The sequence below is a fragment of the Mycobacterium basiliense genome (assembly GCF_900292015.1).
GTDB lineage: Bacteria > Actinomycetota > Actinomycetes > Mycobacteriales > Mycobacteriaceae > Mycobacterium > Mycobacterium basiliense.
Map to the genome: position 1 here is coordinate 811,995 of NZ_LR130759.1, position 16,982 is coordinate 828,976.

General features: G+C 66.0%; 13 protein-coding genes. 10 read left to right on the forward strand and 3 right to left on the reverse strand.

What is annotated here, in order from left to right; genetic code table 11:
* Positions 1–5: 5 nt before the first annotated feature.
* The 5 genes from hemC to MB901379_RS03530 all read left to right on the forward strand — a co-directional run bounded on the left by hemC (position 6) and on the right by MB901379_RS03530 (position 4,708).
* The gene (gene hemC / locus MB901379_RS03510) at positions 6–953 is read left to right on the forward strand and encodes a hydroxymethylbilane synthase (protein WP_158018913.1); all 948 of its coding nucleotides are present in this window, start codon (positions 6–8) and stop codon (positions 951–953) included.
* Positions 954–974: 21 nt separating this feature from the next.
* Complete coding sequence (locus MB901379_RS03515) at positions 975–2,651, forward strand: bifunctional uroporphyrinogen-III C-methyltransferase/uroporphyrinogen-III synthase (RefSeq protein WP_158018914.1); 1,677 nt, start codon at positions 975–977, stop codon at positions 2,649–2,651.
* 234 nt (positions 2,652–2,885) lie between these two features.
* Positions 2,886–3,866, forward strand: a complete 981-nt coding sequence (hemB, locus tag MB901379_RS03520; protein WP_158018915.1) for a porphobilinogen synthase — start codon at positions 2,886–2,888, stop codon at positions 3,864–3,866.
* 12 nt (positions 3,867–3,878) lie between these two features.
* Positions 3,879–4,427: a DUF3093 domain-containing protein gene (locus tag MB901379_RS03525; protein ID WP_158015388.1), complete on the forward strand. Its 549-nt coding sequence runs from the start codon at positions 3,879–3,881 to the stop codon at positions 4,425–4,427.
* Positions 4,424–4,708 carry a hypothetical protein gene (locus MB901379_RS03530; RefSeq protein WP_158015389.1) on the forward strand — a complete coding sequence of 95 codons (285 nt, stop codon included), beginning with the start codon at positions 4,424–4,426 and terminating at the stop codon, positions 4,706–4,708. The genes MB901379_RS03525 and MB901379_RS03530 overlap by 4 nt, the downstream gene beginning before the upstream one ends.
* On the opposite strand, the gene MB901379_RS03535 is transcribed toward MB901379_RS03530, so the two are convergent.
* Positions 4,692–5,144 (reverse strand): STAS domain-containing protein, encoded by a 453-nt coding sequence (locus MB901379_RS03535; RefSeq protein ID WP_162334315.1) that lies wholly within the window; start codon positions 5,142–5,144, stop codon positions 4,692–4,694. The genes MB901379_RS03530 and MB901379_RS03535 overlap by 17 nt on opposite strands.
* Positions 5,145–5,529: 385 nt before the next feature.
* Here MB901379_RS03535 and MB901379_RS03540 point away from each other — a divergent pair, with 385 nt between their 5' ends.
* Both MB901379_RS03540 and MB901379_RS03545 read left to right on the forward strand, forming a co-directional pair.
* Entirely contained in the window at positions 5,530–6,747 is a 1,218-nt protein-coding gene (locus MB901379_RS03540; RefSeq protein ID WP_232021975.1) for an acyltransferase family protein, read from the forward strand.
* Between the two features lie 138 nt (positions 6,748–6,885).
* Entirely contained in the window at positions 6,886–7,572 is a 687-nt protein-coding gene (locus tag MB901379_RS03545; protein ID WP_174236973.1) for an Rv0518 family GDSL lipase, read from the forward strand.
* A 291-nt stretch (positions 7,573–7,863) separates the two neighbouring features.
* On the opposite strand, the gene MB901379_RS03550 is transcribed toward MB901379_RS03545, so the two are convergent.
* Together MB901379_RS03550 and MB901379_RS03555 are read right to left on the reverse strand one after the other, a co-directional pair.
* A complete protein-coding gene (locus MB901379_RS03550) occupies positions 7,864–9,993 on the reverse strand; it encodes an acyltransferase family protein (protein ID WP_158015393.1) in 2,130 nt (709 codons plus the stop codon).
* Between the two features lie 34 nt (positions 9,994–10,027).
* Positions 10,028–10,900, reverse strand: a complete 873-nt coding sequence (locus MB901379_RS03555) for an alpha/beta hydrolase (RefSeq protein ID WP_158015394.1) — start codon at positions 10,898–10,900, stop codon at positions 10,028–10,030.
* A gap of 260 nt (positions 10,901–11,160) precedes the next feature.
* Here MB901379_RS03555 and MB901379_RS03560 point away from each other — a divergent pair, with 260 nt between their 5' ends.
* The 3 genes from MB901379_RS03560 (at position 11,161) to MB901379_RS25410 (ending at position 16,910) form a co-directional block, all read left to right on the forward strand.
* On the forward strand, positions 11,161–12,030 hold the full coding sequence (locus tag MB901379_RS03560) for a universal stress protein (RefSeq protein ID WP_158015395.1): 870 nt from the start codon (positions 11,161–11,163) through the stop codon (positions 12,028–12,030).
* A gap of 130 nt (positions 12,031–12,160) precedes the next feature.
* Positions 12,161–14,878: a cation-transporting P-type ATPase gene (locus MB901379_RS03565; RefSeq protein ID WP_158015396.1), complete on the forward strand. Its 2,718-nt coding sequence runs from the start codon at positions 12,161–12,163 to the stop codon at positions 14,876–14,878.
* Between the two features lie 328 nt (positions 14,879–15,206).
* A complete protein-coding gene (locus tag MB901379_RS25410; protein ID WP_158015397.1) occupies positions 15,207–16,910 on the forward strand; it encodes a glycine/sarcosine N-methyltransferase in 1,704 nt (567 codons plus the stop codon).
* Positions 16,911–16,982: the final 72 nt, after the last annotated feature.

Here is a 16,982-nt window from a genome sequence, read left to right on the forward strand (position 1 = left end):
CACACGTGATCCGGATAGGCACCCGGGGCAGCCTGCTGGCCACCACCCAGGCCGCAACCGTCAGAGACGCGCTTATCGCCGGCGGCTACCCGGCCGAGTTGGTGACCATCAGCACGGTGGGCGACCGGTCCTCCGCGCCCATCGAGAGTCTCGGTGTGGGAGTTTTCACCACCGCCTTGCGCGAGGCGATCGCAGACGGTCGCGTCGACGCTGCTGTGCACTCGCACAAAGATTTGCCAACTGTGCACGATCCCCGGTTCACGGTGGCGGCCATTCCGCCTCGGCAAGACCCGCGCGACGCAGTTGTCGCCCGCGGCGGCCTGGTGCTCGGGGAATTGCCGGTGGGTTCGCTGGTGGGCACATCATCCCCGCGACGGGCCGCACAGCTTAGGGCATTGGGTCTCGGTTTGGAAATCCGCCCCCTACGAGGCAACCTAGATACCAGGTTGAACAGGGTAAGTAGTGGTGATCTTGACGCCATCGTGGTGGCTCGGGCCGGGTTGGCCCGGCTGGGCCGTCTCGACGACGTCACCGAGACGCTGGAGCCAGTGCAGATGTTGCCAGCGCCAGCTCAGGGCGCACTCGCGGTCGAATGTCGTGCTGACGACAGTCGGTTGGCGAGGGTGCTCGCGGAGTTGGACGATGCCGACACGAGAGCGGCGGTCACAGCCGAACGAGCCCTGCTCGCTGAACTGGAGGCCGGTTGCTCCGCGCCGGTGGGCGCGATCGCTGAGGTGGTCGAGTCCATCGACGAGGAGGGGCGGGTCTTCGAAGAGCTGTCGTTACGTGGCTGCGTGGCGGCACTGGACGGATCCGATGTGATCCGTGCGTCCGGAATCGGCAGTTCCGGCCGGGCACGGGAGCTGGGGCTCTCCGTTGCCGCGGAGCTGTTCGAGCTGGGCGCTCGAGAGCTGATTTGGGGAGCGCGACATGACTCCGCGCAAGGAAGTTGAGTGACTGACGTGGGAGCGACAATGACGACGCGAGGGCGTAAGCCAAGGCCGGGCCGCATCACCTATGTGGGTGCTGGTCCTGGCGACCCCGGTCTGTTGACCGCACGAGCGGCCGCGGTGCTGGCGAACGCCGCCCTGGTGTTCACCGACCCCGACGTGCCAGAACCGGTGTTGGCGCTGATCGGCAAGGATCTGCCGCCCGTTTCCGGCCCGGCGCCGGCTGGCCCGGTGGGGGACAACGCCGAGCCCGCGGTGGCCGGGTCGGCCGAAGGAGGATCCTCGCAGACCCAGCCGGCGGTGGTGTCCAGTGGCCCAGACATCCGGCCGGCGCTGGGTGATCCCGCGGAGGTCGCCAAGACGTTGACCGCTGAGGCCCGCTCGGGCTCCGACGTGGTGCGGCTGGTAGCCGGTGATCCGCTGTCGGTGGACGCGGTCATTGCCGAAGTCAATGCCGTTGCACGTACCCATCTGACTGTCGAGATGGTGCCCGGTCTGGCGGCAACCAGCGCTGTCCCGACCTACGCGGGGCTGCCCCTAGGTTCCGCGCACACCGTTGCCGACGTGCGCGGCGATGTCGATTGGGAGGCGCTGGCAGCGGCCCCCGGGCCGCTGATCTTGCAGGCCACCGCGTCCCACCTGGCCGATGCCGCGCGCGCGCTCGTCGAACACGAGCTGGCCGAGACCACACCGTGCGTGGTGACCGCGCACGGCAGCACCTGCCAGCAGCGGTCGGTGGAAACCACACTGCAGGGTCTTACCGATCCGGCCATCCTGGGTGGCGGCGACCCGACCGGAGCGCTCACTGGTCCGCTAGTGGTGACCATCGGCAAGACCGTCGGCAACCGGGGCAAGCTGAACTGGTGGGAGAGCCGGGCGCTCTATGGTTGGACCGTGTTGGTGCCGCGCACCAAGGACCAGGCCGGCGAGATGAGCGAGCGGCTGACGTCCTATGGCGCGCTGCCGGTTGAGGTGCCCACCATCGCCGTCGAGCCGCCGCGCAGCCCCGCGCAGATGGAACGCGCCGTCAAGGGTTTGGTCGACGGTCGTTTCCAGTGGGTGGTGTTCACCTCCACCAACGCGGTGCGTGCCGTGTGGGAGAAGTTCGGTGAATTTGGTCTGGATGCGCGGGCATTCTCCGGGGTCAAGATCGCCTGCGTGGGCGAATCTACTGCCGACCGGGTCCGGGCGTTCGGAATCAGCCCCGAGCTGGTGCCGGCCGGGGAGCAGTCCTCGCTCGGTCTGCTGGATGACTTTCCGCCCTATGACAGCGTTTTCGACCCGGTGAACCGGGTGCTGTTGCCCCGTGCCGACATCGCCACCGAAACTCTGGCCGAGGGTCTGCGCGAGCGTGGCTGGGAGATCGAGGATGTCACCGCCTACCGGACGGTGCGGGCGGCTCCGCCACCGGCGGCCACCCGAGAGATGATCAAGACGGGCGGTTTCGACGCGGTCTGTTTCACCTCCAGCTCGACGGTGCGCAACCTGGTCGGCATTGCCGGCAAACCACACGCGCGGACCATCATCGCCTGCATAGGCCCCAAGACCGCCGAGACCGCCGCCGAATTCGGGCTTCGAGTGGATGTCCAGCCGGAGACCGCTGCGGTGGGCCCGCTGGTCGACGCGCTGGCTGAGCATGCTGCCCGGCTGCGGGCCGAAGGTGCACTGCCCCCGCCGCGCAAAAAGAGCCGCAGGCGCTAGCCCGTGGCGATCGCGAGCGCGGCGGAGCCGGGCGCGGCGGGTCGCCGCGAATCGGACCCCGTGGCGATCGCGAGCGCGGCGGAGCCGGGCGCGGCGGGTCGCCGCGAATCGGACCCCGTGGCGATCGCGAGCGCGGCGGAGCCGGGCGCGGCGGGTCGCCGCGAATCGAACCCCGTGGCGATCGCGAGCGCGGCGGAGCCGGGCGCGGCGGGTCGCCGGGACACACCGAGCATCATGGGCTACCCGCGGCAGCGGCCGCGTCGGCTGCGCTCCACTCCCGCGATGCGCCGCTTGGTGGCACAAACTGCCGTGGAGCCACGGCATTTGGTGTTGCCGATGTTCGTCGCCGACGGTATCGACGAGCCGCGGCCGATCGCGTCGATGCCGGGCGTGATGCAGCACACCCGAGACTCGCTGCGTAGCGCCGCCGCGGACGCCGTGTCGGCCGGAGTGGGCGGTCTGATGCTATTTGGTGTGCCGCGGGATGAGGCCAAGGATGCTATCGGATCGGCCGGCACCGACTCCGAGGGCATCCTCAATGTTGCACTTCGTGACCTTGCCAAGGACCTCGGTGATGAGACGGTGTTAATGGCCGACACCTGTCTGGACGAATTCACCGACCACGGGCACTGTGGCGTCCTCGATGGACGCGGGCGGGTCGACAACGATGCCACCGTGGCTCGTTACGTGGAACTGGCTGTGGCGCAAGCTCAATCCGGTGCGCACGTGGTCGGACCGAGCGGAATGATGGATGGCCAGGTGGGCGCGATCCGCGACGGCCTAGACGCCGCGGGGTATGCCGATGTGGTGATCCTGGCCTATGCGGCGAAATTTGCCTCGGCGTTTTACGGCCCGTTCCGTGAGGCCGTGAGCTGTAGCCTGTCCGGAGACCGGCGCACCTATCAGCAGGAGCCGGGCAACGTCCGCGAAGCGCTGCGTGAGGTCGAGTTGGATCTTGATGAGGGCGCCGACATTGTGATGGTCAAACCGGCGATGGGGTACCTGGACGTGGTGGCGGCGGCGGCGGAGGTCTCACCGGTGCCGGTGGCCGCCTATCAGGTTTCGGGGGAGTACTCGATGATCTGCGCGGCGGCGGCCAACAATTGGATTGATGGGCGCGCCGCCGCGCTGGAGTCACTGACCAGCATTCGGCGTGCGGGGGCCGACATGGTGCTGACGTACTGGGCTGCCGATGCGGCGAGCTGGCTCAGGTGAGGAGGGGCTCACATGACATCAGCCGATGAGAGCCAATCCAGGCCGTTGTTCTACGAACCTGGTGCCAGCTGGTATTGGTTGTTGGCTGGCCCATTCTCGGCGTTGTCGTTGATCCTGATCGAAAAGTCCAGTGGCGCCAAGCTCGAGCTGATTACACCCGCCATTTTCTTGGTGCTGGTGACGGTGTTCGTGGGTGTCCAGGTCAAGGCGGCACGGATCCACACCTCGGTGGAACTGACCGAAAAGTCCTTGCGGCAAGGGACCGAGACCATCCTGGTGTCCGAGATCCTCAGGGTGTTTCCCGAGCCGGAGAATTCGGTGGTATCGGGGAAGCCGCTGGCCAAGTGGCAGTCAGCGCGGACGCTGGGCGAACTGGTCGGGGTACCCCGGGGCCGGGTAGGCATTGGACTTAAGCTCACCGGCGGCCGCACCGCCCAGGCCTGGGCTCGTCGGCACCGCCACCTGCGCGCGGCGCTGATGCCACTGGTGCAGGAGCGGGTGGCGCCGACCCAGAGTGAGGCCTCCCAACGTGATGACGACGACAATGAGTCGGCGCTGTGAAGCCCCGCAACCGGGCATGGGCGGAACTGGCCCTGGCGTGCGCGATGTTGGTGGCTGCCGGTGCCAGCTGGGCGCACACGCGATCATCGGTGGCCGTCGCTCCGGTGATCGAGGGACAGCCCGCCACCATGTCGGTGATCTATCACCCGCAACTGTTGGTGCTGACCCTGTGGCTGGTGACCCTGGCCGGCGTGCTTGGGGTGGTCGGTGTGGCCAGGCTGCGGCGGGCGGCGCGCCGGCCGGAACTACCGGGCGCGTCCGATCCTAGGCCGTCTTTTTGATGAGGGGCAGCACGAGCTGACGACGGCTAACGATGTCGTCGGCCAGGCGGTGCAGGGCCTCGTGGACTGAGCGGGTAATCGGGAACATGGCTTCGCCCGGCCTCTGGTCACAGCCGTCGCCGAGCAATTCGGTCACCGCCGGGTCGGCTACCAACATCCATTCCACCCCGGCGGCGCAGCAGTCCTCGTCAAAACCGCACAACAGTGCGATACCGGCGGATGTGAAATGACTAACGCCACTCAGGTCGAGCACCACCGGGCCCTGCCCGACGATGAACCGCCGGATGTACTGGCCTACCCGGTCGACGTTGACGCCGTCGATCTCCCCCCTGATGGTCACCACAGTCGCCAGCGGGCGACAGTGTGCCCGAATTTGAGCGCCCGCGCAGTCAAAGGTGGAGTTGTCCTGTCGAGCCGTGACGGTCGCGCTAGTCATGAGCAGCCCCATTCCGCTGGCGTTACGTAGGCCGGCGCAGCGCCGACCCAACCTGCTCCAACGCTCTCAGCAAAATCTAAGGAGACCGGAAGCCACTTCTAACTCTTTGCTAAGAAGCGACTTTCGGGCTGGTTGCGAAGATCAAAGCAACCGCGTTGACGGCCTCTGCGCAGTACAGCGACCGTGGAGAGTTCCGTCGGTAGTCGATCGGTGGTGCCGTCGTACCACGATCGCCCTGACGCCATCACCGCCATTGCGCTGATACGCTGCGATGGCTGCGGGTTGCCGGTCGGAAGAGGGCCGGGTGGCCGGTGGTACGGGGAGTCGCCCGGTCAGCCCAACGAGAAGGCGAACCAAACAGCAGAGTCCAGGCGGAAAGAGCGTCGTGCGCGCAGAGATCAAGGCCCTGACCGGGCTTCGCATTGTCGCCGCGGTGTGGGTGGTGCTGTTTCACTTCCGGCCGATGGTGCGCGATGCCTCGCCTGGTTTCCGCGATGCCCTGGCGCCGGTGCTCAACTGCGGCGCGCAAGGCGTCGATCTGTTCTTCATTCTCAGCGGATTCGTGCTGACGTGGAACTACCTGGACCGCATGGGCCGGTCGTGGTCGACGCGCGCCACCTTGCGTTTCCTGTGGCTACGGCTGGCCAGGGTGTGGCCGGTGTACCTGGTGACGTTGCACCTGGCTGCGGTTTGGATGATCTTCACCCTGCACGTGGGCCATGTACCGTCACCCGAAGCGTTCCGGTTCACCGCGACCAGCTATGTCCAGCAGATCCTGCTGGTGCAACTGTGGGTTCAGCCGTACTTCGACTGGTCGAGTTGGGATGGGCCGGCCTGGTCGATCAGCGCGGAATGGCTGGCCTACCTGTTGTTCGGCGTGCTCGTGCTGGTGATTTTCCGGATGCAGCATGCCACGCGGGCGCGCACGCTGATGTGGCTGGCGGTTGCGGCGTCGTTGCCCCCGGTGGTGCTGTTGTTGGCCAGCGGCGAGTTCTACACCCCGTGGAGCTGGTTGCCGCGAATCGTGACGCAGTTCACCGCGGGCGCGCTGGCCTGTGCCGGGGTGCGCCGGCTGCGGCTCACCGATCGTGCCCGCCGCGTCGCCGGGTACGGTTCGATGCTCCTGGTCGCGGCCATCGTGGGCATCCTTTACCTGGTTGATGCGCATCCGATAACCGGCGTTGTCGACAGCAGCGGAGTGGTGGACGTGCTGTTCGTTCCCCTGGTGATCTTGCTGGCGATCGGTTTGGGCAGCCTGCCAAGGCTGTTGTCGACGCGGGCGATGGTTTACGGCGGACAGATCTCGTTCTGCCTGTACATGGTGCATGAGCTGGTGCATAACGTCTGGGGATGGGCCGTACCGCAATTCGAGCTCACGCCGCAGGACGCCCCGTGGAAGTGGAACGTCTTTGTCCTGCTCGCGATCGCCGTGGGCGCCGCGATGCTGTTGTATCACGTCGTCGAAGAGCCCGCCCGCCGTTGGATGCGCCGGATGGTCGACGTCCGGGCCGTGGACACGCAAATCGACGCCGCGGAGTCCGTGGTCGGGCGGCGTCGTCAAATCGACGGTGCGCTAGAAGGGGTTTCGGCCCGCGCAGTATGACGGCTACCCGGTGACGCGAATCGTACTGTGCCACAAAACCGAAACAACCACGGGTTACCCGAGTGCACGCCGGTTTCCTCGTAGGATGCCGGTGACTTGGATGCGGCACGGGACATGTCGTTACCGGTGGAGGTAGCTGTGAGTCGTCTGGCCAGATTCGTCATGGGCGTTGCGCTGCTGGCCGGCTTGGCCATCAAAAATCCGGCGCATGTGCGGGCCTACGAGGCCCTGACGCAGGATTACCGGCTCAGCCACGTTGCGGTCATCGGAGACTCCTACACCACGGGCACCGATGAGGGCGGTTTAGGCCAGAAGTCCTGGACCGCGCGCGCCTGGCAGCTGCTCGGGCAGACAGGAGTGCGGATTGCCGCCGACGTGGCCGCCGAGGGGAGGGCCGGCTATGGGGTGCCCGGTGACCACGGCAGCGTTTTCCAGGACCTGACCGAGCGGGCGGTCGAACCCGACGACGTATTGGTGGTCTACTTCGGCTCCCTCAACGACCGTGACTTCGATCCCAGGCTGTTGGGCGAAAGAGCCCGCGACACATTCGATTCGGCGCATCGCCTGGCGCCGTCGGCAAAGTTTCTGGTGGTCGGACCCCCTTGGCCGACCGCGGATGTGCCCGCATCGATGTTTCAGATTCGGGATGCTGTCGACGCGGCGGCACGGGCCGCGGGAGCGACGTTCGTCGACCCGATCGATGAACGCTGGTTCGTTGACCGGCCAGACCTCATCGGATCCGATGGTGTGCACCCGAACGACGCCGGGCATGAGTATCTGGCGGACAGGATCGCACCGCTTATTCGCGCACAGTTATCTGGCTAGCGTGTGTAGCTGACTATGACAGCCGCTTCTCCTGGCCGGCAGCCGGCCAAAGCTCTAGCCGCACAAGGTGTCTAGCGTGCGACTTCAGTCTTCGGCGTGTCGGTCGTAGTCCCAACGTTCAAGGCGCGCTTGCAATTGCATCAAACCAAGTCCGGCGAGGGGCGCAGTTGCCGTGATCAAGACCACCAGCATCGGGCTCATCTCAAACCTCCAAAGCTCTTTCATTCCTAGCACGTTCGACGGCGCGATGTGGTTCATTTGCGGATAAATTCACACCGAACTCACCTGCCTTCAGCGCTGTGCCAGGGCACGATCGGTCAACGCACCGATGACCGGCGCCAGCAGTCGCGCGTACTCGGTCGTCACGTGGTTGTCGTCGCGGAACACCAGCGTGTTGGCGACGATCACCGGGCAGCGAGCCGGGCTGCAGAACAGGTCGGTCAGGTCGGCGTAGTGGCCCCCGCCGGCCTCGGTGGCCGCGCGCTCGGCGGCGATGCCGTCACGGTTGGCCGCCGCCGAACGAGGCGGCGCGCACACTCGTGCATCGTCGAGGTGAGTGGATAGGCAGCTCGGTGCCGAGGACTGCGGATCTGCGACCGGCCCCAACACCAGCACGGTTGAGCCCAGACTGCGCAGCTGCGCCACGACCCGGGCCAGCGCATCGATCCATCCCGCGTCGTAGGACGCGAAGCTGAAGTCCGCCTGGTAGCGCCGACTCATGCTCAGCACCACCAGGCGTGGCCTCTCGGCCTGTAGTCGGCCCACGATCTCGGTGCGCCACTGTTCGCACTCGGTATAGCGGCGACCCAGGTACGGACTGACAATCGGCAGATCCAACAGCGGGCAGGTCACCTTGGCCAGCGTTTCCAGCCGCCAGTGCCGCTGCTCGGCGATCTGCTGGAAGGCCGGGTCCCACATGGCGGCGTGGGAATCGCCGATCAGCGTCACGGTCGTCGGCGCGGTGATGTCGGCCGTCGCGCACTCGCTTTGTCCGACGTCGCGCCAAGAGCGCATGCAACCGTTGACGAAGACGGGCGCCTTGTCGCCCGGTGCCACCGCCAACGGCGGATCCAGGTTCGACGGGACCGCTTGCAGCGTCTCCGAACTCGCCACCAGCTCGCGCACTTGGGCGAAGGCATTCTGCACCGCGGCTTCTTCGGCACTGACGGCCTGTGCCTGGGGTGCGGTAGGCAACGCGATGATCTTGGCTTGCGGCGCCGCCGATCCGTGACCGACGGGGGCCGGTACCGCCGTGAGCAATAGCAGGCATGCACATGCTGCGACGCCGCTAGTGGCGCCCGCCAGCAGCAAGCTTGCTCGCGCCGATCGGCGCAACGCTGCGGTGAACCGGCCCGGATGCTCGACCAGATACATGGTGATGACCGCGAGGCCGGCGGAGACGATGGTGGCGGCCAGCCGGGCGGGAAGGCCCGCGGGAGCGCCCAACAGCGGCGGCAGCAGCAGTAGCACCGGCCAGTGCCACAGATACCATGAGTACGACACCCGGCCAATCGCCCGCATTGCCGGCTTGCACAGCAGCCGCCCGACCCCCATGCCGCCGGTAACACCACCAGCGCCGATTATCAGCGCGGTTCCCAGCACCGGCAGAAGCGCAGCGGTGCCCGGGTACGGAGTGCTCGGGCCCAGCTGGGTGCAGGTCAGCAAGATCAGGGCCAGACCACCCCACCCGACGATTACCGCCGGGGCGAGCGGCAGCCGTCGCCATTGCCCGATCGACAGGGCTATCAGTCCACCCGCCGCCAGTTCCCATGCGCGGGTGGGCAGCGAGAAAAACGCCCACGGCGGCGACGTACGGGTCCATATCGTGGCGGCGGCCAACGATCCGGCGCCGATCAGCCCGAGGACCAGCGCATAGGGCGCGGCCCGAGACGCGGTCTGGTGTCCCATGCGTCGCGCCAGCCAGGCGGTGCCGATGATCAACGCCGGCCACACCAGATAGAACTGCTCCTCCACGCCGAGTGACCAGTAGTGCTGAAACGGCGATGGCGGCAAGTCCGAGATCAGGTAGTCGGTTTTTTGCATGGCGAATCGGTAATTGCCGATATACAAGGCGCTGGCGATGCCGTCGACGAAGACGCGTCGTGCTTGCAGTGGCGGTAGCACGAGGGCGGCGCCCACCGCGGTGGCCACCGCGACGGCGGCCGCGGCCGGCAGTAAACGGCGTGCCCGGGCGCCGTAGAAGCGGCCGAGGCGAACGGTGTTGGTGGTGCTGACTTCGCGCCACAGCAACCCGGTGATCAGGAAGCCGGAAATGACGAAGAACACATCCACCCCGATGTAGCCGCCGACGACACCGGGTATGCCCGCGTGGAACAGCACGACTGCAATCACCGCCACGGCGCGCAACCCCTCGATGTCAGGTCGAAAGGAGATCCGCGGGATCGGTTGCCGGTCGGTCATTATCTTCGTCGGTTCGGGAGCGGCGGCCTCATGGCTAGGACGCCATCCACGCCAGCTCGCCGGGAAGGTGTTCGCGCCAGAATTCCGCGTCATGCCCGCCGGGGGAGAAACTGCCCGCCGGCGGCTTTTTCAGCTGGCCGACGAATTGGCGGGTGGCGAAGTAGAAGCGGTCGCCGGTGCCGCAGTCCACGCGCAGCGGAATCTGGTTGAGCGCCGGCAGGCCCAGCACGCTGTGTTCCATCCAATCGTCGTAGCTGTCGAATGCCCCGGGCGCGCTGCCGGTGAACGAAGTGAACAATGCCGGGCTTATTGCGCAAATCCCCGCGGTGCGGGCCGGTCCCAGCCGGGCACCCAGCAGCAACGCGCCGTATCCACCCATGGACCAGCCGAGGAAACCCACCCGCGAGGTGTCCATGCCCATCGTGGCCAGCATCGGCAACAGCTCTTCGAGCACCATCGCCCCGGCGTCCCCGCCGGAGGCCCTGCGGTGCCAGTAGGAGGTTTTGCCGCCGTCAACACCCACCACCGCGAAGGGCGGCTTGCCCGCTTTGACCAGTTGTGCGAGCCCGTCTTCGACACCGAGGTCAAGCATCATGCCGGCGTTGCCGTCTTTGCCGTGCAAGGCGATCACTGGACGCAACAACCCGGTTTGGCCCGGCGGCAGCGCAATCACCCAATTCGTCTTGATGCCGCCGCGGGCCGCCGAGATAAACGAACCGGACAATCGGGTAGGCAGGCTGCTGCCCGCGGCCGGGGGTTCGAACGGGGCGGGCGCTTGCGGCGGTGCGGCTTGCGGCTTGAGTGGATCCAGCAGGGCGCTCAATGCCCACACGCCGGCGGCTCCTGCGCTGGCGCCGGCACCTACGCGCAGCATCGAGCGGCGGGTCAGGTCGGCCACGAGCGCCATAATGCCGCGCCGACAGGGCTTTTCCGGTCGAGCCACGCCGTAGAACCGGCCAATGTAATTGTGGCGTGACGTCCGCTTGATCGCTGCGGAATCAGATCAGGGCCCAGGACGGGCTGCGCGCGCGGGTGTCCGTGTCCCGGTTGCGTGGACCGCTCCTTTTGCGAGGCGGTCGCGCGGGGCGCGTAGATTTCCGTTGGGACTGATGCCACCCTCGACTCAAGCAGACTCAAGCAGATGATGTATCGAACGGAGGTGCCGCCTTGCCGCTGAACGCGATTGTGGGATACGACGGCTCGCCGGGGGCGAGCGCCGCGATAGATGCCGGTGCGCTGTTGTTTCCGGGAGCACACGGGTGGATCACCTACCTGTGGGTTCCGCCGTTCGCCAGCGATAAGGTGCGCCGTCGGTTGCGGCCGCTGGCTCGCGACGCGAACGAGTTGATCGAGATGGTCGAACGCGAAGGGGAGCGTGAGGCCCAACGGGTGGTCAGCATGGGGGTGACGCTGGCTCGCGCTGCCGGATGGGATGCCGAGCCGCTGCTGACCCGGACCTGGGGCGCCGAGGGCCTGCGCATCGCGCAAGCGGCCGAGGAGGTGCAGGCAGATTTCGTGCTCGCGGGATCCCGGGGACTCGGGGGAACCCAATCGGTGTTGGGCAGCGTGGCCGACATGGTGCTGCATTACAGCGCCCAGCCGGTGGTCGTCGTGCCGCACCCAATGTTGACCGCCGAGTACGAGGCGCTTTCCCATGGGCCGGTGCTGGTGGGCTGGGACGGGTCTGCCGGCGCCGAAACGGCGCTCGCTGCGGCTCGACGCCTGTGCCCGGAACGCGATGTGCTGTTGATTTTCGTCGACGACGGCACCGCACCTGGATCACCGGTGGACGCTGCTGGCGGGGAGATCCGCCCGCTGACCGTGGCCCGCGGTCGTGGGTTCCATGCCCGCGCCGTCTCCGATGCGCTGGTCGCCGCGGCCCACGATCACGACGCGGCCCTGGTGATCGTTGGGACGCACGGACACTCTGCCGCGCGGGAAGCGCTGGTCGGCAGCGTGGCAACTGGTACCGTGCACCACGCGCATCGACCGGTCATGGTTGTGCCGGGCGCGTGGGAGGTTCCGGCGACCCCCTGATCGGAGGCGCCCCGCCGGGGGCATGACCACTCCGGGATGGGTGACTTATGGCTCTGATCCGCACGTGCCGTATCGGGCAGGGTGGAACACATGATTGCTCGGTGGCTGCCGGCCGGATGAGGTGAGGTGATTGTCGGTATCGGTGACCTCCGCACCGGCTCACCATGGATTACCGGCGCATGAAGTGGTGCTGCTGCTCGAGACCGACCCGCACCGCGGACTGTCGGACGGTGAAGCGGTGCAGCGTTTGGAGCGCTTCGGGCCCAACGCATTGCCGGTAGCCGCGCGCAGCAACTTGTTGCTGCGCATGGCGCGGCAGTTTCACCATCCACTTATCTACGTGTTGCTCGTCGCGGGTGTAGTCACCGCCGGCCTGCAGGAATACGCCGACTCCGCGGTGATATTTGGCGTGGTGGTGCTCAACGCCGTCGTGGGGTTCATCCAGGAATCCAAGGCCGAGTCCGCGCTGGAGGGCCTGCGGTCCATGGTGCGGACGCGGGCCAAGGTGGTTCGGGAGGGCCGCGAGCACGGCGTGCCGTCGGAGGATCTGGTCCCCGGCGACCTGGTGATGCTGGAAAGTGGGGACAAGGTTCCGGCCGATCTGCGGCTGGTGCGGGTCACCGAGTTGCGGGTGAACGAGTCCGCGCTTACCGGCGAGTCGGCCCCGGCGCACAAAGATGCAGTGGTATTACCGGAAGCCACTCCGGTGGCTGATCGTCGCAACATGGTGTATTCCGGCACGTTGGTCACCGGGGGCCATGGCGCCGGAATCGCGGTCGCGACAGGCGCCGAAACGGAGCTGGGTGAGATTCATCGCCTCGTCGGTGCCGCGGAAACTCTGACGACGCCGCTGACCGCGAAACTTGCGTGGTTCAGCAAGGTCCTGACCATCGCAATCTTGGGCCTGGCGGCCGTCACCTTCGCGGTGGGTCTGCTGCGGCAACAGGACGCTATCGAAACGTTCACCGCCGCGATCGCGCTGGCGGTGGGGGCTATCCCCGAAGGCCTGCCGGCCGCGGTCACGATCACCCTGGCTATCGGTGTGGCTCGAATGGCCAGGCGCCGAGCCGTGATTCGGCGCCTGCCCGCGGTGGAGACGCTGGGCAGCACCACCGTGATCTGCACCGACAAGACCGGAACTCTGACCGAGAACCAGATGACCGTCCAGGCAATTTGGACCCCGGATGTCATGGTGGAGGTCACCGGAACCGGATACGCCCCCGAAGGCGTGTTGCAGAATCACGACGGCGACAACGTGTCGCTGGCGGCAAACGCTGCACTGCGCTGGACCCTGGTCGCCGGAGTGGGCTGCAACGACGCCGCGATCACCCACGACGACAAGCGATGGAATGTTGTGGGTGATCCCACCGAGGGCGCGATGCTCGTGGTGGCGGCCAAGGCCGGCGTCAACCCTGAACGGTTCGCTGCGGGCACGCCGCGAGTGGCGGCCATCCCGTTTAGCTCCGAGCGTCAGTACATGGCCACGCTGCATCGAGACGGCGACGACCACGTGGTGCTGGCCAAGGGCGCCGTCGAACGGATGCTCGAGCTGTGCAGTTTGCAGATGGGCGCCGATGGGACGTTGCGACCGCTGGATTGTTCCGCTGTGCTGTGCGCCGCTGACCTGCTGGCAGCGCGAGGTCTGCGGGTGCTGGCCACCGGCGTCCGATCCGGTGTCGGTCCGGGTGAATTGACCGAGGACTCGTTGCGGGGTTCGCTGGCATTTACCGGGCTGCAGGCGATGCTCGATCCACCCCGACCCGCCGCCCGATCCGCAGTGGCGGCCTGTCATGCCGCGGGCATAGCGGTCAAGATGATCACCGGCGACCATGTCGCCACGGCCACGGCAATCGCGACCAACGTGGGACTGCTCGACGCCGACGAACCACGACCGGGGGATGTACTTGTCGGCACCGACTTGGCCGAGTTGGCCGCCGACGAATTCCCCGACGCTGTGGACGAGGCCAAACTGTTCGCCAGGGTCTCACCCGAGCAGAAGCTGAGGCTTGTGCAGGCGCTACAGGCCAGGGGCCAGGTGGTCGCGATGACCGGCGACGGAGTCAATGACGCGCCCGCGTTGCGGCAGGCCAGCGTCGGGGTTGCGATGGGTCGCAGCGGCACCGAGGTCGCCAAGGACGCCGCCGACATGGTGTTGACCGATGATGACTTCGCCACCATCGAGGCCGCGGTCGAAGAGGGCCGCGCGGTATTCGACAACCTGACGAAATTCATCACGTGGACGCTGCCCACCAACATCGGCGAAGGCCTGGTGATCCTGGCTGCCATCGCCTTCGGCTCGGCGCTGCCGATTCTGCCGACCCAGATTTTGTGGATCAACATGACCACCGCCATCGCTCTTGGCCTCATGCTCGCCTTCGAGCCCAAGGAGGCCGGCATCATGACCCGTCCGCCGCGCGATCCCGACCAGCCGCTGCTGACTCGCGGTCTCGTGGTGCGGATTCTGCTGGTTTCGACGCTGCTGGTGGCCAGTGCGTGGTGGCTGTTCGAATGGGAAGTCAACAGAGGGGCCAGCGTCGAGGTGGCCCGCACCGCTGCGCTGAACCTGTTTGTCGTGGTCGAGGCGTTTTATCTGTTCAGCTGCCGGTCGTTGACCCGCTCGGCCATCAGGGTCGGCGTCTTCTCCAACCGCTGGATCGTGCTCGGCGTCGCCGCGCAGGTGATCGCGCAACTCGCAATCACCTACCTACCGGCGATGAACGACGTCTTCGACACCGCACCGATCGGGGTCCCGGCGTGGATGCGCATCTTCGCCGTCGCCGCCGTTGTCTCACTCGCGGTGGCCACCGACAAAATGCTGCGCCGGGTAATCCCGGTGCTCCGCAGGTAGGAACTGGTTTTGGCGGAATTCTGATGGCGCACTCCATCCGACAAACGTACGCAATCCTTACCTATGTGCACTGTTTCTCAGAGATACCACTAGACTGGTGTGCGCGGTGCGGAAGCGACGGGCCAGCTGGCCAGTCGGGCCGCGTCTTAGGCGTGGCAAGTTTTGGGGAGTTACCGAAACGGCGTCGTTTTCGCTCGGCGGAATGCACGGCAGGCACAAGTTCGCCCCGGGCCCGTGGGTGGGTGTTGGTGCATTTCTTGGCAATACGTACACCGTGCGCAGATCGGGTCGTGTTATTGCGCGTGGGCGAACGGAAAAGAAAGGTTAGATGACGAGTTTATCTATCCACCGGGATAACGCCGAATTAGAGCTACACGATCAAGTTTATGGCGACGATCCATTATCCGACCGTGACACTGGGCTATATCGTGCTGAATATGTCATGAGTTTCGTCGAGAAATGGGACGAGCTGATCGACTGGGATGCTCGCGCCGAGTCCGAGGGGCGGTTCTTTGTCGATGTGCTGCGCGCGCGCGACAAACAGCACATCCTCGATGTCGCGACCGGTACCGGCTTTCACTCGGTCCGTCTGACCGAGGCGGGGTTCGATGTGACCAGCGCCGACGGTTCGGCGGCGATGCTGGCTAAGGCCTTCGAGAACGGCAGGCGGCGCGGTCTGATCATCCGAACGGTGCAGGCCGACTGGCGAGAGCTGAACCGCGATATCCAAGGTAAATACGACGCCATTATCTGTCTGGGAAACTCGTTCACTCATTTGCATGATGAGCATGACCGTCGTCGGGCCCTTGCCGAATTTTATGCGGCGCTCCGCCATGACGGTATTCTGATCCTCGATCAACGGAACTACGACGAGATGCTTGATCACGGGTTCAAGTCGAAGCACAAATACTATTATTGCGGCGACAAAGTGACGGCCGAGCCGGAGTACGTCGATGACGGGCTCGCTCGTTTCAAATACACGTTCCCGGACGGCTGCGAATACACGCTGAACATGTTTCCGCTGCGCAAGTCCTACGTTCGCCGTCTAATGCGCGAAGCGGGCTTTGAAACCGTACGCACATACGGCGACTTCCAGGAATCGTATGAGGGGACCGAACCCGACTTTTTCATCCACGTTGCGGAGAAGTCGTTGTCGCACAGTGCAAACGGTGGACCGGCTATCGCCGAGGCGCTGACTCCCAACGAGGCCGAATCCGAGGTCGGCGCCGAGGCTTATTACGACAGTGCCGACGCCAACGCGTTCTACTCGATGATCTGGGGCGGCGAGGACATTCACGTCGGTTGTTACGAGCACACCCGCGACATCGGGGCGGCCGCCCGGAAAACCGTGGAACGCATGGTCCGGCAGCTGTCGACGACGTGTGATGGCGATACCCGTTTGTTGGATTTGGGTTCGGGCTATGGCGGGTCGGCGCGGCACCTCGCCACGGAGTACGGCTGTTCGGTCACGTGTCTGAACATCTCCGAGGCGCAGAATGAGACCAACCGGGAGCGCAACGCGCGCCTTGGGCTCGAGTCGCGGATCCGAGTGGTCCATGGCAGCTTCGACGCTGTTCCCGAACCGGACGCCAGTTACGACGTCGTCTGGTCGCAGGATGCCATCTTGCACGCCGCCGATCGCCGCCGAGTGTTCGAAGAGGCGTTTCGGGTGCTCAGGCCCGGTGGTGAGTTGGTCTTCACCGATCCGATGCAGGCCGATGATGTGCCCGATGGCGTGCTGCAGCCGGTCTACGATCGGTTGAACCTGGTCGATCTGGGCTCGATGCGGTTCTATCGCGAAACGGCGCAGTCGGTTGGTTTCGAAGTGATCGATCAAATCGACCTGGTCCATAATCTGGGGATTCACTACCAGCGGGTGCTCGAGGAGCTTGAGACCCGCCATCGCGAACTCGAACGGAAATCCTCAATCGAATACTTGGACAAGATGCGGGCCGGACTGCAGAACTGGGTGGACGCCGCCCGCAGGGGCCACCTTGCTTGGGGCATCCAGCATTTCAGGAAACCTGCCTGAGGTGCCGAGCCCGCCCACCAGGTCGCATTCCCCCCGGCTTGGTGGGCGGGCCGGTATCGTCGGTGAACCGAC

Excerpts from the sequence above, each read along its gene's own strand:
- MB901379_RS03515 (WP_158018914.1), top strand. The coding sequence starts at position 975 with ATGACGACGCGAGGGCGTAAGCCAAGGCCGGGCCGCATCACCTATGTG.
- hemB (WP_158018915.1), top strand. The coding sequence starts at position 2,886 with ATGGGCTACCCGCGGCAGCGGCCGCGTCGGCTGCGCTCCACTCCCGCG.
- MB901379_RS03525 (WP_158015388.1), top strand. The coding sequence starts at position 3,879 with ATGACATCAGCCGATGAGAGCCAATCCAGGCCGTTGTTCTACGAACCT.
- MB901379_RS03535 (WP_162334315.1), bottom strand. The coding sequence starts at position 5,144 with ATGACTAGCGCGACCGTCACGGCTCGACAGGACAACTCCACCTTTGAC.
- MB901379_RS03550 (WP_158015393.1), bottom strand. The coding sequence starts at position 9,993 with ATGACCGACCGGCAACCGATCCCGCGGATCTCCTTTCGACCTGACATC.
- MB901379_RS03555 (WP_158015394.1), bottom strand. The coding sequence starts at position 10,900 with ATGGCGCTCGTGGCCGACCTGACCCGCCGCTCGATGCTGCGCGTAGGT.
- MB901379_RS25410 (WP_158015397.1), top strand. The coding sequence starts at position 15,207 with ATGACGAGTTTATCTATCCACCGGGATAACGCCGAATTAGAGCTACAC.